16 protein-coding genes and 1 tRNA gene are annotated in these 16,984 nt (G+C 53.5%); 4 read left to right on the top strand and 13 right to left on the bottom strand.

Translation table 11 applies throughout. The annotated features are described in order from the left end of the window. Window positions 1-299 precede the first annotated feature (299 nt). Both AD659_RS29715 and AD659_RS03130 read left to right on the top strand, forming a co-directional pair. On the top strand, window positions 300-1,412 hold the full coding sequence (locus tag AD659_RS29715; RefSeq protein ID WP_153043938.1) for a hypothetical protein: 1,113 nt from the start codon (window positions 300-302) through the stop codon (window positions 1,410-1,412). A gap of 75 nt (window positions 1,413-1,487) precedes the next feature. Continuing rightward, a complete protein-coding gene (locus AD659_RS03130; protein WP_053118296.1) occupies window positions 1,488-2,609 on the top strand; it encodes a hypothetical protein in 1,122 nt (373 codons plus the stop codon). Window positions 2,610-2,781: 172 nt separating this feature from the next. On the opposite strand, the gene AD659_RS29710 is transcribed toward AD659_RS03130, so the two are convergent. From AD659_RS29710 to AD659_RS03115, 6 genes are all read right to left on the bottom strand, one after another. Next, window positions 2,782-2,885 (bottom strand) — tRNA-OTHER (locus tag AD659_RS29710). Further along, window positions 2,864-3,661 carry a hypothetical protein gene (locus tag AD659_RS29705; RefSeq protein WP_153043937.1) on the bottom strand — a complete coding sequence of 266 codons (798 nt, stop codon included), beginning with the start codon at window positions 3,659-3,661 and terminating at the stop codon, window positions 2,864-2,866. The genes AD659_RS29710 and AD659_RS29705 overlap by 22 nt, the downstream gene beginning before the upstream one ends. Before the next feature lie 34 nt (window positions 3,662-3,695). Beyond that, the gene (locus AD659_RS03125) at window positions 3,696-3,908 is read right to left on the bottom strand and encodes a hypothetical protein (protein ID WP_153043936.1); all 213 of its coding nucleotides are present in this window, start codon (window positions 3,906-3,908) and stop codon (window positions 3,696-3,698) included. A 586-nt stretch (window positions 3,909-4,494) separates the two neighbouring features. Then, window positions 4,495-5,667, bottom strand: coding sequence for a reverse transcriptase family protein (locus tag AD659_RS28970; protein ID WP_082343507.1), 1,173 nt, complete (start codon window positions 5,665-5,667; stop codon window positions 4,495-4,497). Between the two features lie 187 nt (window positions 5,668-5,854). Further along, on the bottom strand, window positions 5,855-7,159 hold the full coding sequence (locus AD659_RS28965) for a phosphoribosyltransferase-like protein (protein ID WP_082343506.1): 1,305 nt from the start codon (window positions 7,157-7,159) through the stop codon (window positions 5,855-5,857). After that, entirely contained in the window at window positions 7,156-7,737 is a 582-nt protein-coding gene (locus AD659_RS03115) for a hypothetical protein (protein ID WP_053118293.1), read from the bottom strand. Before AD659_RS03115 ends, AD659_RS28965 begins: the two co-directional genes overlap by 4 nt. A 166-nt stretch (window positions 7,738-7,903) precedes the next feature. Between AD659_RS03115 and AD659_RS03110 the strand changes: the two genes are divergently transcribed. Further along, window positions 7,904-9,088: a DUF5710 domain-containing protein gene (locus AD659_RS03110; protein WP_053118292.1), complete on the top strand. Its 1,185-nt coding sequence runs from the start codon at window positions 7,904-7,906 to the stop codon at window positions 9,086-9,088. 423 nt (window positions 9,089-9,511) lie between these two features. Here AD659_RS03110 and AD659_RS03105 read toward each other — a convergent pair whose 3' ends face one another. From AD659_RS03105 to AD659_RS03075, 7 genes are all read right to left on the bottom strand, one after another. Next, window positions 9,512-9,880 carry a RidA family protein gene (locus AD659_RS03105; protein ID WP_053118291.1) on the bottom strand — a complete coding sequence of 123 codons (369 nt, stop codon included), beginning with the start codon at window positions 9,878-9,880 and terminating at the stop codon, window positions 9,512-9,514. Between the two features lie 26 nt (window positions 9,881-9,906). Further along, window positions 9,907-11,139: a D-amino acid dehydrogenase gene (locus tag AD659_RS03100; RefSeq protein ID WP_053118290.1), complete on the bottom strand. Its 1,233-nt coding sequence runs from the start codon at window positions 11,137-11,139 to the stop codon at window positions 9,907-9,909. Then, a complete protein-coding gene (locus AD659_RS03095) occupies window positions 11,139-12,566 on the bottom strand; it encodes an amidase (RefSeq protein WP_053118289.1) in 1,428 nt (475 codons plus the stop codon). The genes AD659_RS03100 and AD659_RS03095 overlap by 1 nt, the downstream gene beginning before the upstream one ends. A gap of 4 nt (window positions 12,567-12,570) precedes the next feature. After that, a complete protein-coding gene (locus AD659_RS03090) occupies window positions 12,571-13,254 on the bottom strand; it encodes an amino acid ABC transporter permease (protein ID WP_053118287.1) in 684 nt (227 codons plus the stop codon). After that, window positions 13,251-13,907: an amino acid ABC transporter permease gene (locus tag AD659_RS03085; RefSeq protein ID WP_053118285.1), complete on the bottom strand. Its 657-nt coding sequence runs from the start codon at window positions 13,905-13,907 to the stop codon at window positions 13,251-13,253. The genes AD659_RS03090 and AD659_RS03085 overlap by 4 nt, the downstream gene beginning before the upstream one ends. Continuing rightward, window positions 13,907-14,695: an amino acid ABC transporter ATP-binding protein gene (locus AD659_RS03080; protein ID WP_053118283.1), complete on the bottom strand. Its 789-nt coding sequence runs from the start codon at window positions 14,693-14,695 to the stop codon at window positions 13,907-13,909. The genes AD659_RS03085 and AD659_RS03080 overlap by 1 nt, the downstream gene beginning before the upstream one ends. A gap of 78 nt (window positions 14,696-14,773) precedes the next feature. Next, window positions 14,774-15,643, bottom strand: coding sequence for a substrate-binding periplasmic protein (locus AD659_RS03075; protein ID WP_053118282.1), 870 nt, complete (start codon window positions 15,641-15,643; stop codon window positions 14,774-14,776). Window positions 15,644-15,801: 158 nt separating this feature from the next. Here AD659_RS03075 and AD659_RS03070 point away from each other — a divergent pair, with 158 nt between their 5' ends. Beyond that, a complete protein-coding gene (locus AD659_RS03070; RefSeq protein ID WP_231987627.1) occupies window positions 15,802-16,830 on the top strand; it encodes a GlxA family transcriptional regulator in 1,029 nt (342 codons plus the stop codon). The last annotated feature ends 154 nt before the right edge of the window (window positions 16,831-16,984 follow it).

Genomic DNA, 16,984 nt, shown 5'->3' with positions numbered 1-16,984 from the left:
ACTCGAAAAACACCGCCGCAATGGCAAAACCCACAGCGGCCAGTCGTGCGTCTACGAATACAAGGGCGATTCAGTTGCGCAGGTGCGGCACGTCGCGAGCATCGTCGCGGCTGGAGGTGTTGGCCATCCTTGCTCAGAGTTCATAAAACACAATCCATTGATACTTCTGGCGGATAAGTTCTGACTTATGAGCGTGCCTACGGCTTCTGACTAGTGAAACAATGTCCATTAGAAGGTTGACGATATCTCGAACACCGCTTGAGGGCGTAGCGGAGGAGATCTATAGTGCCTTGTGAAGCATGAGCCCTAATAGTGTCATCGCCTGGTTTGTCGACCTCATTGATTTTGGTAGTACTACTAATATGGAAAAAATAGCGTTATCGGGAATTTCGCTCGGCATCCTTGAAGCAGATGATTTATGGCAAGGAGTACTTTCAGAATTCTCAAAGGATTCGCGATCCAGCTCGGTTTATGAGTGTTATGCAAAGCACCCCAAATTGGCTGAATACACTTTAACGGCTCTGAAGCGTTCATTTGGCATTGCTGCGGACGCCGGGAAAGTTACTTTGATGTACCTAAATCATGATGAGGCCGAATTCCCCTGTTACCACAAGAGATACTTAACTTGTCCTGTTTCATTCTCTTCATTTGAGGTCTGGGCGCTAATTCAAGTTGCGCAAGAGGCGGAACTGGAATTCCTAGAGACATGTTCGCGCCCTAACAATGAAGTTCAACTTACTGGACACCTGATTCAATTATTGAGTTCAAAATCAAAACTTGTACAAGGTCGATACAGTCAATATCTATCAAAGTTGGGAGCTCAGCTCAACGTAAAAAAGCTAGAGCTTCAAGTCCAAAAAAGGGAAAAAATTACCGGCGGCGATTTTGCTTTGCTTTTCGAGTGGAAAGATAGCGATGGAAAACTGAAAGTCTGTCCAGTGGTATTTCAAGCTAAAAGATCGGTGGGCATAGATGTTGACATCAGCCAGAGAAACCACAGTTCGGGGCTGCAGTTGACTGTGCTATCAAAGTCGAAATGCAATCCGTCATATATTTTTTACAATTGTGACTCCCAAGGAGTTATACCCGCACCGCGACTTCCTACCGTAAAACGCGTCAGAGATATACTTAGCGCAGGGGTTACACCTAAAACGGACTCAACTCAAAAGTCACTGAGCCTGTCGATGTTTATGCTGGATATTATGGCTGACAATGCCTACTTCGTAACTAGTTCTAGGAAGGAAGCCCTAAATGCCATTTTGCCGGGGGTAGAAGAGTTAGAGTTGGTCAGCATTACTACTTTCAGCTCTGACCCTGCAGCTTTGCCTGCATATAAATCTGTATATGAGACATACTTATCGGCAAAATCAAAACTTGCCCGAGACGCCGCAGATGATGGCCCCGGCAGATGAGTCGATTTTCGAATGATAGCCATTGCCATTGCCCAATCTTTTTAAGTGCCCCCATAGTTTTAATGGATGAATATAATGGCTTTAGATTTGCAAAAAGTGACGCAAGCTATAGGCAAAACAGGGTTCAAGCTTGAATTTGAAATTGGTAATATCTTAAGATTGAATGGCTGGCACTTAATTAGCAATAGATGCTATATTGACGACTTAGAAGGCACCGTTCGTGAAATCGACCTATTGGCATATAAAGTCAACATTGTCGAAGGGATATCTATATACACAGTGATCATCGTTAGTTGCAAAAAAAGTGAAGCGAACGCTTGGGCGCTACTATCTCGGCCTATCGAGCAGAATGACCCAAACGCTAACTGGAGGCCATTTAAAGGGTGGAGCAATCATCCAGCAATAGATTATTATTTGTCGAAAATGACTTGGGCAGCAGCCTATCATGAAAAACTTTCTAATATATGTCCCAGCCTTTTTTCTCCACCTAGCGTCGATGTCTTCGCGTTTCAAGAAATCAGCAAGGCTAATCATACGTGTCAAAATGATAAAAATATATTCTCATCTATCACTTCACTGATGAAAGCTCAAGCATATGAAATGAGTATCTTGGATAAGAGACAGGCAAATACAAAGAGATACTATCAGTTCAATTTGGTTTCAGTCATAGATAGCGAAATCGCCAGGGTCTACTTTAATGGTGATTCAATCGAGACTAGTAGCATAAAATCTGAAGACTATCTGTGTCGTTATATTTTGAACGAGAGAGAGGAGGTCGCCAGAATAAAATTCGTTACCGCCGAGGCTTTTTCTGGCGCCTTGGAAGAGTATTCAACGCTACATCAGGGGAACTGTAAAATAGTAGCTGAGCACTATCAGGACTTCTATGCGGACGCTTATAAGCAAGGTCCCAAAGCGCGCATGCTTTTGGGTGATTTTAATAAGTTAGTCAAGCCTGCAATAATAAGCTCTCTTCTGCGAAATCGTCGGTCTTTGGACGGCTTTGGCGACGTGAGTTTGTTTTGGTTTGGGAGCAGAAATTTATTGCAAATTGAGATCGACTATAAGTTTTCTGATTTTGAAACTCTAGAGCTTCTGAATTCTGATAAGCAGCTAAGCAAGAGGCTGGAAACGATCCTTGCTGATGTTTATCAATATCATGGGGATTTTGAAATTGACGAACACATACCATTTTAGTGCGCAGCATGGTATATCCTGCACAGCTTCTAGTTATAGAAAGCGCCTTGGGTAAAATATTGTTCGCGCCTCCCGACTGCCTCAGGCAGCACTACACTTGAAATCAGTGAGGGCGTACAGAAGGGATTGAAGCCTGTATTAAACCCTAAGCTTCTTATACTTCTGAAGGATATGGAGACTCATTCCAGATTCGAACTGGATCCTTCCCCTTCACAAGCGAACTGCATTTCCAATTCGCTTGTGAAGGGGGACGCTCAACCACTAAGCTTATGAGTCATAGAAATGATACGTTCCGCGCGATCGGAGTTTATTCCAAACTTTTCTGAAAGCCAACCTTTTTTTGCGTTATGACGGCGAGCCTCAGACTTCGGTAATTTTGCAAATTTTTCTGGAATCAATCTGGAAAGTACTACATCTCCAGGGTCAAAATCCTTGTCTATAGCCACAGCCAAATCAAGGGAAACTCTAGCCATGTATTTTATGTCATGAAAGCTAAGCCCTGCAACCTCGCTAGGAGTTGACTTCATACCATAATCTGAGGCTGTCTGGATGAGTTGTTGGCTATTGCTCTGGTAAAATTGTTCCGCTATAGCTACGGCTTCGTTACTTGGATGTGCGATTGCGTTTCGAGCAAGCCTATAATAATCCATCGTTAAAATACGGCCTGGGCCAAGTCTATTTTCATGCGCCTGCTTTCCAGATGGAGTATTTCTCAGCAGCGCTTGGAAAGGCGTGTCCCCATCGTTTTGCGTCCAGCTTTTCCCATGGATTGCATAAAACTGCCCCCGAATATCTGAGATAAAAAGATCGAAGCCACTATAGAGACTCACAATATTGAGTCGAATTGCGCCGCTTGAAACCTTTTCGGAACGTAGGCCACTAACACGGATTCCGTGACGCTGCGCTGCGAACTCCCAAGGATCAGACTGATCGAGTTTACTAACATGAGAGATGGTTTCTTGAATCCCGACGTGGATCCCTGCCGCAACAGCTGTTAGCTCTCCTATGAATACTTTGAATGAGCGAAACGCAGGAGTTGAGTATGTATTCAAGATAGCTTCTAAGTTAACTATTGGGTTTGGCAATTTAAGCCAAGCTAATCAGCTGGCCTATATAAATCAGCTTGGATTTTAGAAGAATATCCAAAGATGTCACTTCGTCATTTTCAATCCAGAGCCCATTGAATGAAACGAATGAAACTGAGTTGTTCGCTTTCTGTTCAAAGGTCAACGCTGTTGGTTTTCCTAAGTCATCGAATAGCGCGTAAGCTTTGCCTTCGGTAGGTACAATGACTTTCACGAGGAAGCAGTACTCCCGCCCTAGATCGTCTCGAACTACCGCCCTAAGGGTAGGATGAGCTTCCAAACCGTGCATAAAATTCCCCTATCGGCTATCCATTAGTCATATAGGTCCTTACAAAGCGACGCTGTATCAAGCGTACTGGTCTAGGCTTAAGACCGCAACTGCATCGCCCACAAACACTGCGGTCGGATACCAGCAATCAAGGGGTTCAAGCCCGTAGGTTATTGAAACGACTGATCTGGTCAAATCAAATATACCTCATAGAGCTCGCCACCACCCACCACGCGGTGCTTATCCCAAGCGGATGGAGCCCCCCCCATTTCGCGCACATTGTGAACGGCAGGAACCGTCGGTTTGTACAGCTCGATAATTTGATTGCACGCTAAAAGCGAAATGTTAGCTTTTTGGTGGCAAAATTTGCTCTGACCGACCGCTGTTGGCCGATTCCTGCCAGTCATGACAGGCAAAGATCGGCCGCAATCGGTCATTGCGCCATCCACCTTTTCAGCGCAATCGATAACCAAAAGATGCGGCGTCTCTGATTACCAAGAGAGCTTCCTGCATCGAGAGCCAGTCGCCATGCTCAGTAGATGATCGGCCAGTGCACAGCCATCAATCTTGCCTTCACTGCATAGCCATACTCAGGCTCAATTTGAATAGCATAGGCGGCTAACCCTAGGAGATGATTGCGTAGACCAGCAACCGCCGAGAAGCCACGGCGCTGTGCATGCTTGATGGGGCCAACGTCGACATGCTCCAAGTAGTGAAGGTGCATGCGCAGCTTGCCTTTAAACTCCCTCGTCAGCCGCGGAGAAACTCCATCGGCCAACAACCCCAAGACAACTTTCCGCGCACGAGGTGACACTACCTGTGTCTTAGCAAGGTTCGGCTGGAGGCCGAACCGCCCAAGCGTTTGATAGACCTTCCGAATGAGTGCACTCGCTGTGGTTCTGTCAAAATGGGCGCTGTTAGTCGAGAACGTTAGATCGTCTGCATAGCGTGTGTAGGTGATGCCGAAGGGTTCACTGAGCGCGGAAATTTCCGCGTCTGCCGCGCGCATTACTAGGTTGGCAATCATTGGACTTGTGGGCGCCCCTTGGGCCAAATAACCTAGCTGCTTTGCCGAGTAGTTCCGAATTGCGGCAACATGCAAAGGTGCCTTTCGACGCCACCGACGTGTCTTGCTCAGCCACGTTTTGTCGGACCCAATACGTGTGCAGATTCTAGCCAGCTCAAATGAGACAAGGGGCTGGTAGCCGAGACTCCTAAAAACGTTGTAAACAGATATCTCTGAGATCGACTCAAAGAATCTCCGGACGTCGAGTTTGATTATCCAGCGACTGCCACAATGCGGTTGAACCGCGTCGATCAATTTTGCGCCTGGTGCGAAGGCCGTGCTGGCCGAATGCGGTCGACCGTGGACCAAAATATGTCTGACTATCCACTGCTGAACGTCGCAAAGACTGTGCTCGGGAACGCAAATTTCCCTGAAGCGAATACGACCATCAGGTTGAGGGCGCTTACGAATGCAGAACACTTTGTAGGTATGCGGATCCTCGCGACTCACATAACGCCGCAAATCCATATACCCAACGCCGCTTAGCCGAGACAGGTGCTTTAACGTCAATACTGGAGGAAGCTTTGGATGAACTGCGACCACGGCCTCGCTAGCTGCGAGTGCCGATCGAAGAACCGCATCTGATACGCCCAACTCTTGAGCGATACGACGGTAGGGTTGAGGCTTCCAGTCCTTCATCTACTTTGACACCCGTAGGGTGAGGGCTCCCGCCGCAGGCAGAAGACCTCGCCACGTCGCGTGTGGCGGGAGCGCTTGGCCGTAAGCAAGGGCTATATCATAGAGCGGCAGTAGTCTGCGCCCGGTTGATGAGCCGAAGCGCATCAATGGTGGTTGCGTTCTGTTCAACGCGCACCGAATCTAGATTTCAGACTGGTCGTCTCAACGATTGCGGATAGTACGGCTTTTGTTCTAATTCGCCAATGTCAGGCAGGGATTCTATAAATGCACTCATCTGCTTTCTGGCATGCCGAAGCTGGCCCGCTCCTGCGTCGGTCAATCGACGCTGGGAGTCGATCCATCCATAAGTGACCATTAGATGGCAGAGTCGAGCGACCCTATAGGTGGGTAAACCAGTTCGGCGTGACAGAACGCTGTCATTGAGCCTTGGAGGGCGGGAGAGCGCGCAGAGGATGAGAAACACCTCGCCCGTTGGAATATCGGACTGTACCACTGCATTAGACCTAGCCAACGATGCGTGCCCGAAGCGCTCCAATCGAAGCTGTATCTTTTCGCTGGTCAAGCTCACACCAAAGGACTCACTGTCGATACCGGCAGTCACTCTAGAAGGAAAAAGCGGGATCCACTGGGGATCTTTGCGCTTTGAGGCCTTGTGAAACATCAGAGGCACATTGTTAGGCGCGCCATGAGCGAAAATAAGAAGCGCTCCAGTGCTGAGATACCCAAGGCTAGCGCTGCCCTGTGACCAAGGCGATATGCCGGGATCACCAATCGTAGGATCGTATGTTTCACATAGCAGCTTCATTTTGCTGACGCCTGCTTTCGACAGCGTGGTGTCAATCGTAGGACATGGCATCACGTGGATGACGTCTGGCCGGCATGGATGGCTTCGAACATATTGCTCGCCTTTGCCAGTGCTGGCATATGCGACAACTGCGAATCTCAGAAACTTGCCGGACCACCAACTGCGCACAGATCTGACAAGCCAGGCCGCCTCAAGATACCGACGAGCGCGGTGACCGCTACCTACAAGATCGGTCATAACCCAAAACGCCCGAACCCGCTTTCGGCGGATTTGCTCTGGCCCGGGATGACTAATGAACTTCTTGGGAAACTCACGGCACAGGTCTGTAATCAAACGAGCAACGACGCCTTCGCTTCCAACAGACGGATCGTACCCTTTCGTGGACTTCACTGCTGGTGGGCCAGCGGCCCCTAGTGCACGTCGATGCTTTCCCGGCGACTCTTTAAAAAGCCTGTGAGGCACCCCAAATCGGTGTCCAAGTTCACGCTCGGCATAGAGAGCAACAACCCCCTTAACCCTGTCAGCATGCTCAAGTGTGAGTGCTCGCAAGTGATCGTTGAAATCGTCCCGGGACACTAGGAGAAAAGATTCGAGCAACTCTTGCGCCAGAGGACGATCACCCATCGAAAACTGGTCAAGCCACTTTTGTGCTTGTTGTGTACCGGAAATGGGATGGGTTTTGATCATGTCGAATTCCGAGAGGGCGATTCTGTGCATTGACGACGGTATGATGCTGCAAGTTCTGCCCCACCTTCTCTGATGCCGTTCAGTTCCTCGTTGGCGTTGAACCCGCCTTCAGCAATTGGAACTCGCATTTCTGCGGGCACTGTGCTCGTACGCATGCGCGTTACAACGTAGTGATGCAGCGTAACTCGACTTAAGATTTTAGCCTCATCTTCGGACAGCATGGGAACCAACGCGGACGCACGCTTCTCATACGCCAGTTGTTCACTCGCAAGCGTCAAATTTTGTTTCCCTTGCGCGCCGACCGCGTCCGAGAGCAAATCAGCGAGCCTCAGCGCATCCGGATAGCCTCTGTCGGCGCTGAACTCTATCTCTGCGGCTAGCGAAGCACCCTCCCGAAGTTTTTCGCAATGCAGTTCAGCGCCCTTCGCTCTTCTGGCAATCTCAGACCTGTCTGACTCCTCCTGATTTTTCACGGACAGGAGCAGGTAGGAAGATCCCAGGTTGCCGATGCCCGTGGCGAATGCCATTACGACAGTCAGCAACGCGGCGACATGCCATCGCTTATTTTCAAACTCCAAATCTACAGCTCCTGGTAATGGGCAAGAAATTGCTATCCGCCCTGGACTCAAATCTGATCATGGCAATGCACGCCGGATAGTGGTTCCCCGAAAGCACAAAGGTAAAATACCGTTATATAGCCCTCGTCACTCATTTGGGGGGGTACAACCTAGCAGGATCATGGAAATGTCCAAGCGTATAGATTTAGCGGTCCCCTTCGAAGAAAAGGATGAGGCAAAGCAGTTCTATGTTGAGTGGGACGATGAAAAGCGCGTCTGGTGGACCACTGAAGAGTTCATGTGCGAAGGCCTTGAGCGCTGGCTACCGTTCCGGCCAACACCCGAGGATGTTGTTGAATCGTTACCTCCCTTCACATCGACGGATGCCGATAGGAAGTACGTGGAGCTGGTGTCACAGACTTGCGAGTTCCGAGAGTGGATGCTGTTAATGCTTCCAAGCGGCCTGTGGGGCGCTTTTCTGCGGGCTGACCTAGAGGGCCGTGCTGCCTCGGCCGTTGTAGAGGGTAACTACACGGAGGGATGTCGCTACGTATCAAGTAAGCCCGCCGATACCCTTGCCTTCATGCGCGAAAACCGTATCTATCAGGGCGCGCTCCGGGAGGAAGAGAACAGCTGGCCCACTGGATCCGCTAGTCATGATGACGTCGATGATACGATTCCCTTGTACTGTGTCGGCCAACTCATCGTAGGTAACCAGACCCTCGAAATCCAGCTCCCTCTGGGCTGCGAAAGGCTAATGGCTCATCTGGCCGACAACGCCCCGGTGCCTGCAAAAAATAGCGAGCTGTCCCTGGAAGTGTTTGCTTACCTGGATAGGTACACCCCCGACTCGGTGAAGTATCCCCTCAGGAAGCAGCTGGACTTGGCACGCGAAATTTCACAAAAGTTACGCATCCCGATGTCCACGCTCCAGCGTGAGAACCGCGCTGCTTGCTTGACCTTCATTGACCAGCACAAAGCAGACCTCACCATGTACCGCGCGATCTTCAAAGAGCTGGACGTAGGATCATGGCCCTTGGCGAAGCGCATCAACAACTACGTTAAGTGGTCCACGGCCAAGACGTTGCTTTCCAACGGTGTACCGTGGGAGTCCATCGCAGAATCGCTTGGGGTAAAAACAAAGGCGACCATCGAAAAATATGCGGTTCTGGCCACTGAAGCAGAGGATGAGATGCCCGAACTACTAACTGTGCCTTTTTTCCAAGACTTGATTCGACTGGGGAGGAATGGCGGAAGCGTAGATCTGACGTTGCGGGAAATGGCAGAAGCCCAGGCATGGGAGAGCTTCAGTCGGGAGCGCTTGGTTAGGACTGCACTGCGAAAGCAATCGACCTCCGAAGTGGTTATCTAAACTGAGAGACTTGGGCCGGCCGGCTCCATAATCGTGTTCTAGGAAGGTCTTTAATACGACTGCTATTAGGTGATTTCTGCCTATCGCCACCGGCAGCTATGGGCAGTTTCACTAGCAATCACGGTGACGAAGCGTGCCGATCTACTCTGATGCAATCTGTGGTCAGATCGAATGCAAACGGGTGGTAAAGTGGAGTGCAATTTCGCACGGCATTCCAATTGGTATTCCAACTAAAAATAAAAACAGATATTAATACTATAAATCAATGTCTTGCTGAGCCAATTCAAATTACCCCGGCTCTACCACTTCAACAAAAAAAAAGACGTCCAAGAACGTCTTTTTTTGTACCTCAAATCCAGTAAACCTGAGCTCTCAGCGCTACTTCTCTCCTACCCAGACCTCCAGCGCCCTACCACGCTCGACTCAAACACCAGGAGCAGATCTCACGGCTATGACCATGATCTCGACCAGCACTTCAGGCCGCGCCAGACTTGCCTGAACAGTGGCCCGCGCCGGAGCGCTATCGGTGGGTAGCCAGGCGTCCCACACCGAATTCATCAGGGCGAAATCACGGTCAATATCCTTGAGCCAGATCTGTGCGCTCAAAAGCTGGCCCTTGTCGCTGCCCGCCAATGCCAACAAGGCTTCGATCTTGGCCAGTACCTGCTGCGTCTGCTCTTCGATGCCAACCTGTAGATCAGTGGGCACCTGGCCGGAGAGGTAAAGCAGATCGCCGTGACTGACCACACCGGACATACGCGCGCTGCTCTGAAAACGTTGAATCGTTGCCATCGGGTTTGCTCCATGAATTGAGAAGGTTAAGGCGCTGTGCCGCCGATCAACCGGACCAGACGTTGGGCGCTACCAAATGCCAACGTCATGCCCAGCGCACCCTGGCCGCAATTGACGTACAGGTTGTCACAACCACTGACGGCCAGAATCGGCCGCCCGGTGGGGGTCGCCGGACGCCAACCAGTCCAGGGCTGACAATCATCGGCGTTCCAGCCAAAACCGAACAATGCCTGCGTCGAGGCCTTCAGTTGCTCGATACGCTTAACGGGAATCGACGCATCCAGCCCACACAACTCCACCATCCCCGCGACGCGTAAGCGATCACCGATCCGGGCGAACACCGTTTTACGCCGCATGTCAGTCACGCTGACCGTCGGTGCATTCATCGAATCAGTGATCGGCAAGGTAATGCTGTATCCCTTGAGCGGGTAGACCGGCATGCGCACACCGAACGCTGATAATAGCCCCGCACTGTAAGCACCCGCCGTCAGCACGACCGCTTGCGTCCCTAAAAGACCAGGGCCTTCGATGGCGTGGTGAACCTCCAACGCGGTGATACGCCCGCGTTCACGTCGGAAAGCGGCAACCTCACTGTCGAACAGAAAACGCACACCCTGCTTGCTCAACAACCTCGCAAGCTCCTGACAAAGCTTGCGCCCATCGACCGCGCATTCGCTGTCGGTATGGATCGCGCCGTGAAACGCCTCCTTATAACCCTCAAGTGCAGGTTCGATCGACAAGGCTTCGGCGGGGCTGACGATTTTTTGTTGCTTGGAGCCTTGGGCGGCCTGGAACCTCACCTGATCGCTGGCCTTGCGCAGGCTTTCAGCATCGGGGTACAGAACCAGTTTTCCGGTACGGGCGAAATCGCAGTGCACCTTTTCCTGACGGATGAATGCGTCCAGCGCCAGCCGACTTTCATGTGCCAGTTCCAGCAACTCGACGGTGGTCTGACGCGAGATGGACGTACGACAGGCCGCGAGAAATGCCGCGCACCAGCGCCATTGTTCCAGGCTCCATTGCGGCGAAAACTTCAGCGGGCCATTGCGCTCCAGCAGCATCTTTGGAATGCCCGGCAATAGAGAGGGATCGGCCAGCGGTTGCACATAGCTGTAGCTCAATTGCGCCCCATTGGCAGCACTGGCCCCCATGCCGGCCTCCCCCGCCCGATCGATAACGGAGACGTGATGACCGGCCTTGTGTAAAAACCAGGCACTGCTCAAGCCAACGATTCCGGCGCCGACGACACAGATTTCCATTACGCCACCACCCTGTCCGACAAATCCCATCCCGCAGGCCGCAGTTGGTGCCAATCACTGACTTGCTGGTAGGCGTGGGCGATCCGCAGGACCAAGGTTTCGGCGAAAGCACGCCCGACAATTTGCATCGAGACCGGCATACGTTGCTCATCGAAGCCCACCGGCAGCGCCACTGAACAGAGATTGAGCAGGTTGGCGAAGCGGCCGAGCAAGGCCAGCGGCGTGCCGTATTCATCGACCTGACTCAACGGCACACTGCCAATGGCGTTGGTCGGAAACGCACAGGCATCGACATTGGACATAGCCTCGTCCATGGCTTGACGGGCAACACGTCGCTGGTTGTGCAAATGGATATATGCCGCCGCGTCGATGGCGCGCCCGCTCAGCACCCGACGCTGCACATGAGGATCGAAGCGCAGATCATCGCGTTCGAACAGGCTACCAAGGCTGGCGTAGCCTTCGGCACTCATGAGGCCACCGGCAACGCGCATGCACTGCTCCAGCGAAGTCGGTAGCGGCTGTTCGACTAAATGCATGCCCAGTGCGGCCAATTGCTCAAGCCCCTGGTCATAGGCTGCCAATACGCCAGGCGCGATGTGTACACGTTCAGTCTGTGGCAGCACCCAGATGCGCAGGCCGGCCACCGGAAGATTCAAACCTGCCGCGGCGCTGAACACGGGTGACTTGGTCGAAACCGGATCCAGCGGGTCCGGCCCCAGCAGCGCGTCAAGCATCCACGCGGCGTCTTCGACGGTGTGCGTAATCGGCCCCACCGAATCCAGCGATGGACACAATTCAATCAAACCGTGACGGCTAATCAACCCTCGCGTGGTTTTCAAGCCAACCAGACCACACATGCCCGCGGGAATCCGCACCGAGCCGCCGGTGTCGGTGCCCAATGCCGCGCTTGCCAACCCGCCAGCCACGGCCACCGCTGAACCACTGCTGGAACCCCCTGGAGCACGATGCACGTCGGCGTCCCATGGGTTCCACGGCGTGCCCATCACGGCATTTGTGCCCCATCCTCCGAAAGCGAACTCAACGGTGTGGGTCTTGCCCATGATGATTGCCCCGGCGCGCTCCAGTCGCTGGACTGCCGTGGCGGTGAGCCGCGAGATACGCGGCTTCTGTGCCAGCGAACCACCGGTTATGGCCTTGCCGTCGATCTCGAACAAATCCTTGATCGCAATTGGAATGCCATGCAATGGCCCCAGGTTGATACCGGCAGCCCGCTGCCGATCGGCAGCGATGGCGGCACCGAGCGCGCGCTGGGGATAAGCCTCGACATAAGCATTGAGTTGACCGTTGAAGCGCTCGATCCGCTCCAGTTGCGCGCAAACCAGGGACTCGCTCGTGAGCGCTCCGGACGCCAGCGCTTGCCGCAACTGGCCAATGCTGTGGGAAGCGGTTCGATCCATGATGTTCATGTGTTCAACCTCGAATGGTTTTGCGCCCGCGAGAAAATCGTACTTCCAGCACTCGCGACAACAGAGAAAGAGGGAAAGCGATGACGAAATAGAACACCCCCACCAGCAGGAAAATATGCATCGGCAAAAACGATTCGGACGCGATGGCCCGGGCCGCCAGCATCAACTCATCGGTGGCGATCAGGGCGCACAGGGAGCTGTCCTTCAGAATCGACACGTAGGCATTGAGCAACGGCGGCAACATGCCGCGAATGGCTTGCGGAAAGACCACGGCGGTGAAGGCTTGCAAGGGCGTCAGGCCGGTGGCAATGGCCGCCTCACGCTGGCCTCGATGCAAGGAATCCAATCCACCGCGCAGGATTTCCGCGACGTAGGCCGAGCCCTGTAAACCCAGACCGATAGCGCCGGCCCAATAACCGGACAGCGTCAGCCCGAGGCTGGGCAAGGCGAAATACAGCGCCAGCAGCAACGCCAGAAGCGGCACCGCACGCATCCCCTGGATGAAGAACACGGCCAGACGCTTGAGCAATACGCTGGGACTCTTCATCGCCCAGGCCAGTAGCGCGCCCAACATCGCCGCCAGGGCGAAGCCTGTCAGGGACAACTCGGCGCTGACCCGTGCGCCAAGTAGCAGGCGAGCGATCCAGTCGCTCCAATATTCCGGGTATTGCTGGAAAAAACTGATCATCGCGCCGCCCCCAGATGACGTTCAAGTCGGATGAATCCCACGCCAATGGGCAGGATCATCGCCGCATAGATGCACATCACCGCCAGATAAATCAGCGAGGTCTGGAACGTGGATGTCACAAGATTGCGTGCCAGGAACATGATTTCCGGCACGGCAATGGCCGAGGCGATGGACGTGTCCTTGATCAATTGCGTGACATAGTTGGCATAAGCCGGCAACGCAACGCGCAGGGCCTGGGGCACGAGGATGTAGCGCAGAATTTGCATACGGTGCAGGCCGATGGCCTGCCCGGCTTCATGCTGGCCGACGTGCAGCGATTGCAAGCCGGCTCGGAAAGTGTCGGCCAGCACTGCGCTGCCTACCAGGCTCAAACCGACGATGGCCGCCAACCACGCGGGCAGATTGATTCCCAGATAAGACAGCCCAAAATAGATCAGGAACAGGTGCGCCAGCGCAGGCACGTTGCGCATCCATTCGATGAAACAGGCGATGGCGCCGTGTACCAGTCGCGATCGGCTGAACGTCAGTAAAACCGCCAGCACCAGACCGCCCGTGCTGGCCAGCACCAAGGTGCAGAGGGCGATTTCCAGCGCATTCATTGCGCCTTTGAACAGCAAGGGCAACAGCCCGAGGAAAGCTTGCAGATTCGCCATCAAGCGCTCTCCACCGCCATGCGCCCAAGAAAACTGCGGGTACGTTCGTGACAAGGGTTGTCGATCACTTGCGCCGACGGCCCCTGTTCGACAATGCGCCCGCCGTCCATGAAGATCACCCGATCCGCCACATCGCGGGCAAACCTCACTTCGTGGGTGACCATGATCATGCTGCGCCCCTCCTCCGCCAGCTCGCGAATCACGGCCAACACTTCGCCGACCAACTCGGGATCCAACGCCGAGGTCGGTTCGTCGAACAGAATCACTTTCGGTTGCTGGGCCAAAGCCCGGGCGATGGCGACCCGCTGCTGCTGACCACCCGACAATTGCTCGGGATAAGACTCGGCCTTGTGCCGCAGATGGACTTTTTCCAACATCGCGTCGGCCAACTCATACGCCTGCTTGCGCGGCATACCTTGGGCCTTGATGGGACCGAGCGCGACGTTATCGCGCACGTTCAAGTGCGGCCAGAGATAGAACAACTGAAACACCATGGCGATCTCGCGGCGCTGCGGAGCCATCTCCCGGTCACTCATCAGGCGTAAACGCTTACCGTCCTTGACCTGCCCGATCAGCTCGTTCCCCAGCCAGATCTCGCCACTAGTAGGTTTTTCCAGGTAATTGATGCAACGCAGGCAGGTGGACTTTCCAGACCCGCTTGGGCCAATCAGCGACAAGGTCTCACCGGGTTTCAACTCCAGACTGATGCCCTTGAGCACTTCCAGATCGCCATAGTTCTTGTGTAGTTCGTGCACGCGCAGCAACGCGGTGTCAGACGGGCTCGACATCTTGGCTAACCTCTTTTTGTTATAGGCATGGCGATGAGTCGGTGCATCGGCATGCATCCGTCCCATCGCCTCACACACTTATTTGCAGCCCGGTAGCGTCCAGTCCGCGGGGCGATCGACGCCCAGGCGCAGGTCCTTGCCTTCGGGCATGAACCAGACATCCTGAGTCAGTCCATAGCGAGCGCCGATCTTGCGCATCTCACAGTTTTTCCAAAGTGTTTGAATCTGCGCGTTGACCGCCGTCACCAGTTCCGGACTGGCCTTGTTGAAGCCGAACACCACCTGCCCCAAGCCAGTCAGCAGTGGGAAATTTGGATCGTTGTCGACAAAGGCGTTGAAATGCAGGTGCCATTGCTCATTGCGAGAAATGGCGTATTGCATGACCGGTGGATCGCCGATCACCGCATCGATGCGTCCGGCGAGCAGATCGCGAACGGCCGCATCGGACGTGTCATACAGGGCGACTTGCAGGCCATCGATCTTGCGCATCTCAGGGATGAACGAAAAACCGGTGATGGTGCCGACTTTCTTGCCTTGCAAATCCTTGAGGCTGTTCCAGTGGGTCTTGTCTGTCTGGGTAATACCGTTCTTGAAGTAGTGAATAGGATCGCTCAAGGTCATGATTTTCGAGCGCTGCTCGGTCCAGCCCATGGTGCCCGCCATGATATCCACTCGCTTGGACTGCACCGATGCAATCGTCCCTGACCACTCCATTAATGCCGGTTTGACCTTAAGACCCAGTTTTTCGGAAATTTGTTGAAGGATTTCACCGTCATAGCCGACCATCCGACTATCTTGATACCCTGTTCCTGGCATATCACCACTGAAGGCGATGGTCAGGCTTCCCGGCTCTACTGTCTCCAATGCGAACACCGGTGCCGCAGCCAACACGGACACCAGAAATCCGGCACAAATACCAGAAAAACGCTTAACTTTGGACGTCTTCATCGGATGCTCCTCGATAGTTTTCATGGTGGCAGCAGAACGTTTCGCATAGGCCCATCGTAGTGGGACTGGCGGTATAATTTGTTGGATGCTTTGCACGAATGATTGAATATTTGCGACATTCTGGCGGCACAGAGCCCGTGGCACCTCAGGAAAGCCTCGTGGACGGGCTCGATCATGGGCAGGCGCGTCATCCACCCATGCGCCGCGGCACCGCCGAGTTGTCTATTGGCATAATGTTGTGGCCACGCTTCCCCTTGCTGTCACTGTCAGGGCTGACCGATGCTTTGCGGCATGCCGCCGATACGGGTGATCAAAGCCGCCCCATACGCTGCCAATGGAAGGTACTCGGCACGCCCGGGCAAAGAGTCATTTCCAGTAGCGGATTGGACGTACCGATCGACAGTGAACTCGCTGACCCGGAGCGTTTCGACTACATCGTGGTCATTGGTGGATTGCTCGACTCCATCGAGGCGGTGCCGAAGACCTATCCCGCGTTCCTCCACCAGGCCGCGGCTGCACAGGTGCCGTTGATCGGCCTGTGCACCGGCAGCTTCGTGCTCGCGCGACATGGCTTGATGGAGGGGCGGACGGCGTGTGTCCACGCCTATCATGGCGACGACTGGAAACACCGGTTTCCCACGTTGCGCTTTGTCATCAACAGAGACTTTCTGATCGACCGGGATCGGATTACCTGCGCTGGCGGTGTTTCAGTTATCGAGTTAGCGCTTCATCTGATCGGCATGCATTGCGGGCCGGATCGTGCCGGCAAGGTTGTGCATCAGATGACAGTGGCAAAGAACACGTCCAACAGTTTCGTCGACCGACGCAAGGCGCTCGGGTACGCCAGCTCATCGAATCGTCGGCTGCACGAAGCCGTGATGCTGATGGAAAAACACATGGCCCACCCCCTGGATATCGAGGCCATTGCGCATCTGGTCGGCACCAGTAAACGGCAATTGGAACGTCTGTTTGTCGCTGAAACCAACAACAGCCCAGCCCAGTTCTACCGCCAGGTTCGACTCAGGTTCGGCAGATGGCTGCTGGTGAGTTCCGACCGCCAGATCGGCGAGATCGCCTTTGAATGTGGCTTCGCGGATGCGCCTCATTTTATTCGGCACTTTCAGAGCATGTTTGGCATGTCACCTGGGAAGTTACGCAAAGCCCTGATGCAACAAGATGGGAAATAACGCGGCAACCACCCAGCTCATCTCTCATGCGACGAAACACGGTATTCCAAGTGCATTCGATAAAAAACAGAGACTTGAAATCAAAGGGATACACATCCAATTCAACTTACCCGATTGCATTAAAAAAGACGTCCTAGGACGTCTTTTTTAATGC

The organism is Pseudomonas thivervalensis (assembly GCF_001269655.1).
GTDB classification, from domain to species: Bacteria; Pseudomonadota; Gammaproteobacteria; order Pseudomonadales; family Pseudomonadaceae; genus Aquipseudomonas; species Aquipseudomonas thivervalensis.
Note: the sequence above shows the minus strand (reverse complement) of the source record. Positions and strands in the feature narration are given on the sequence as shown.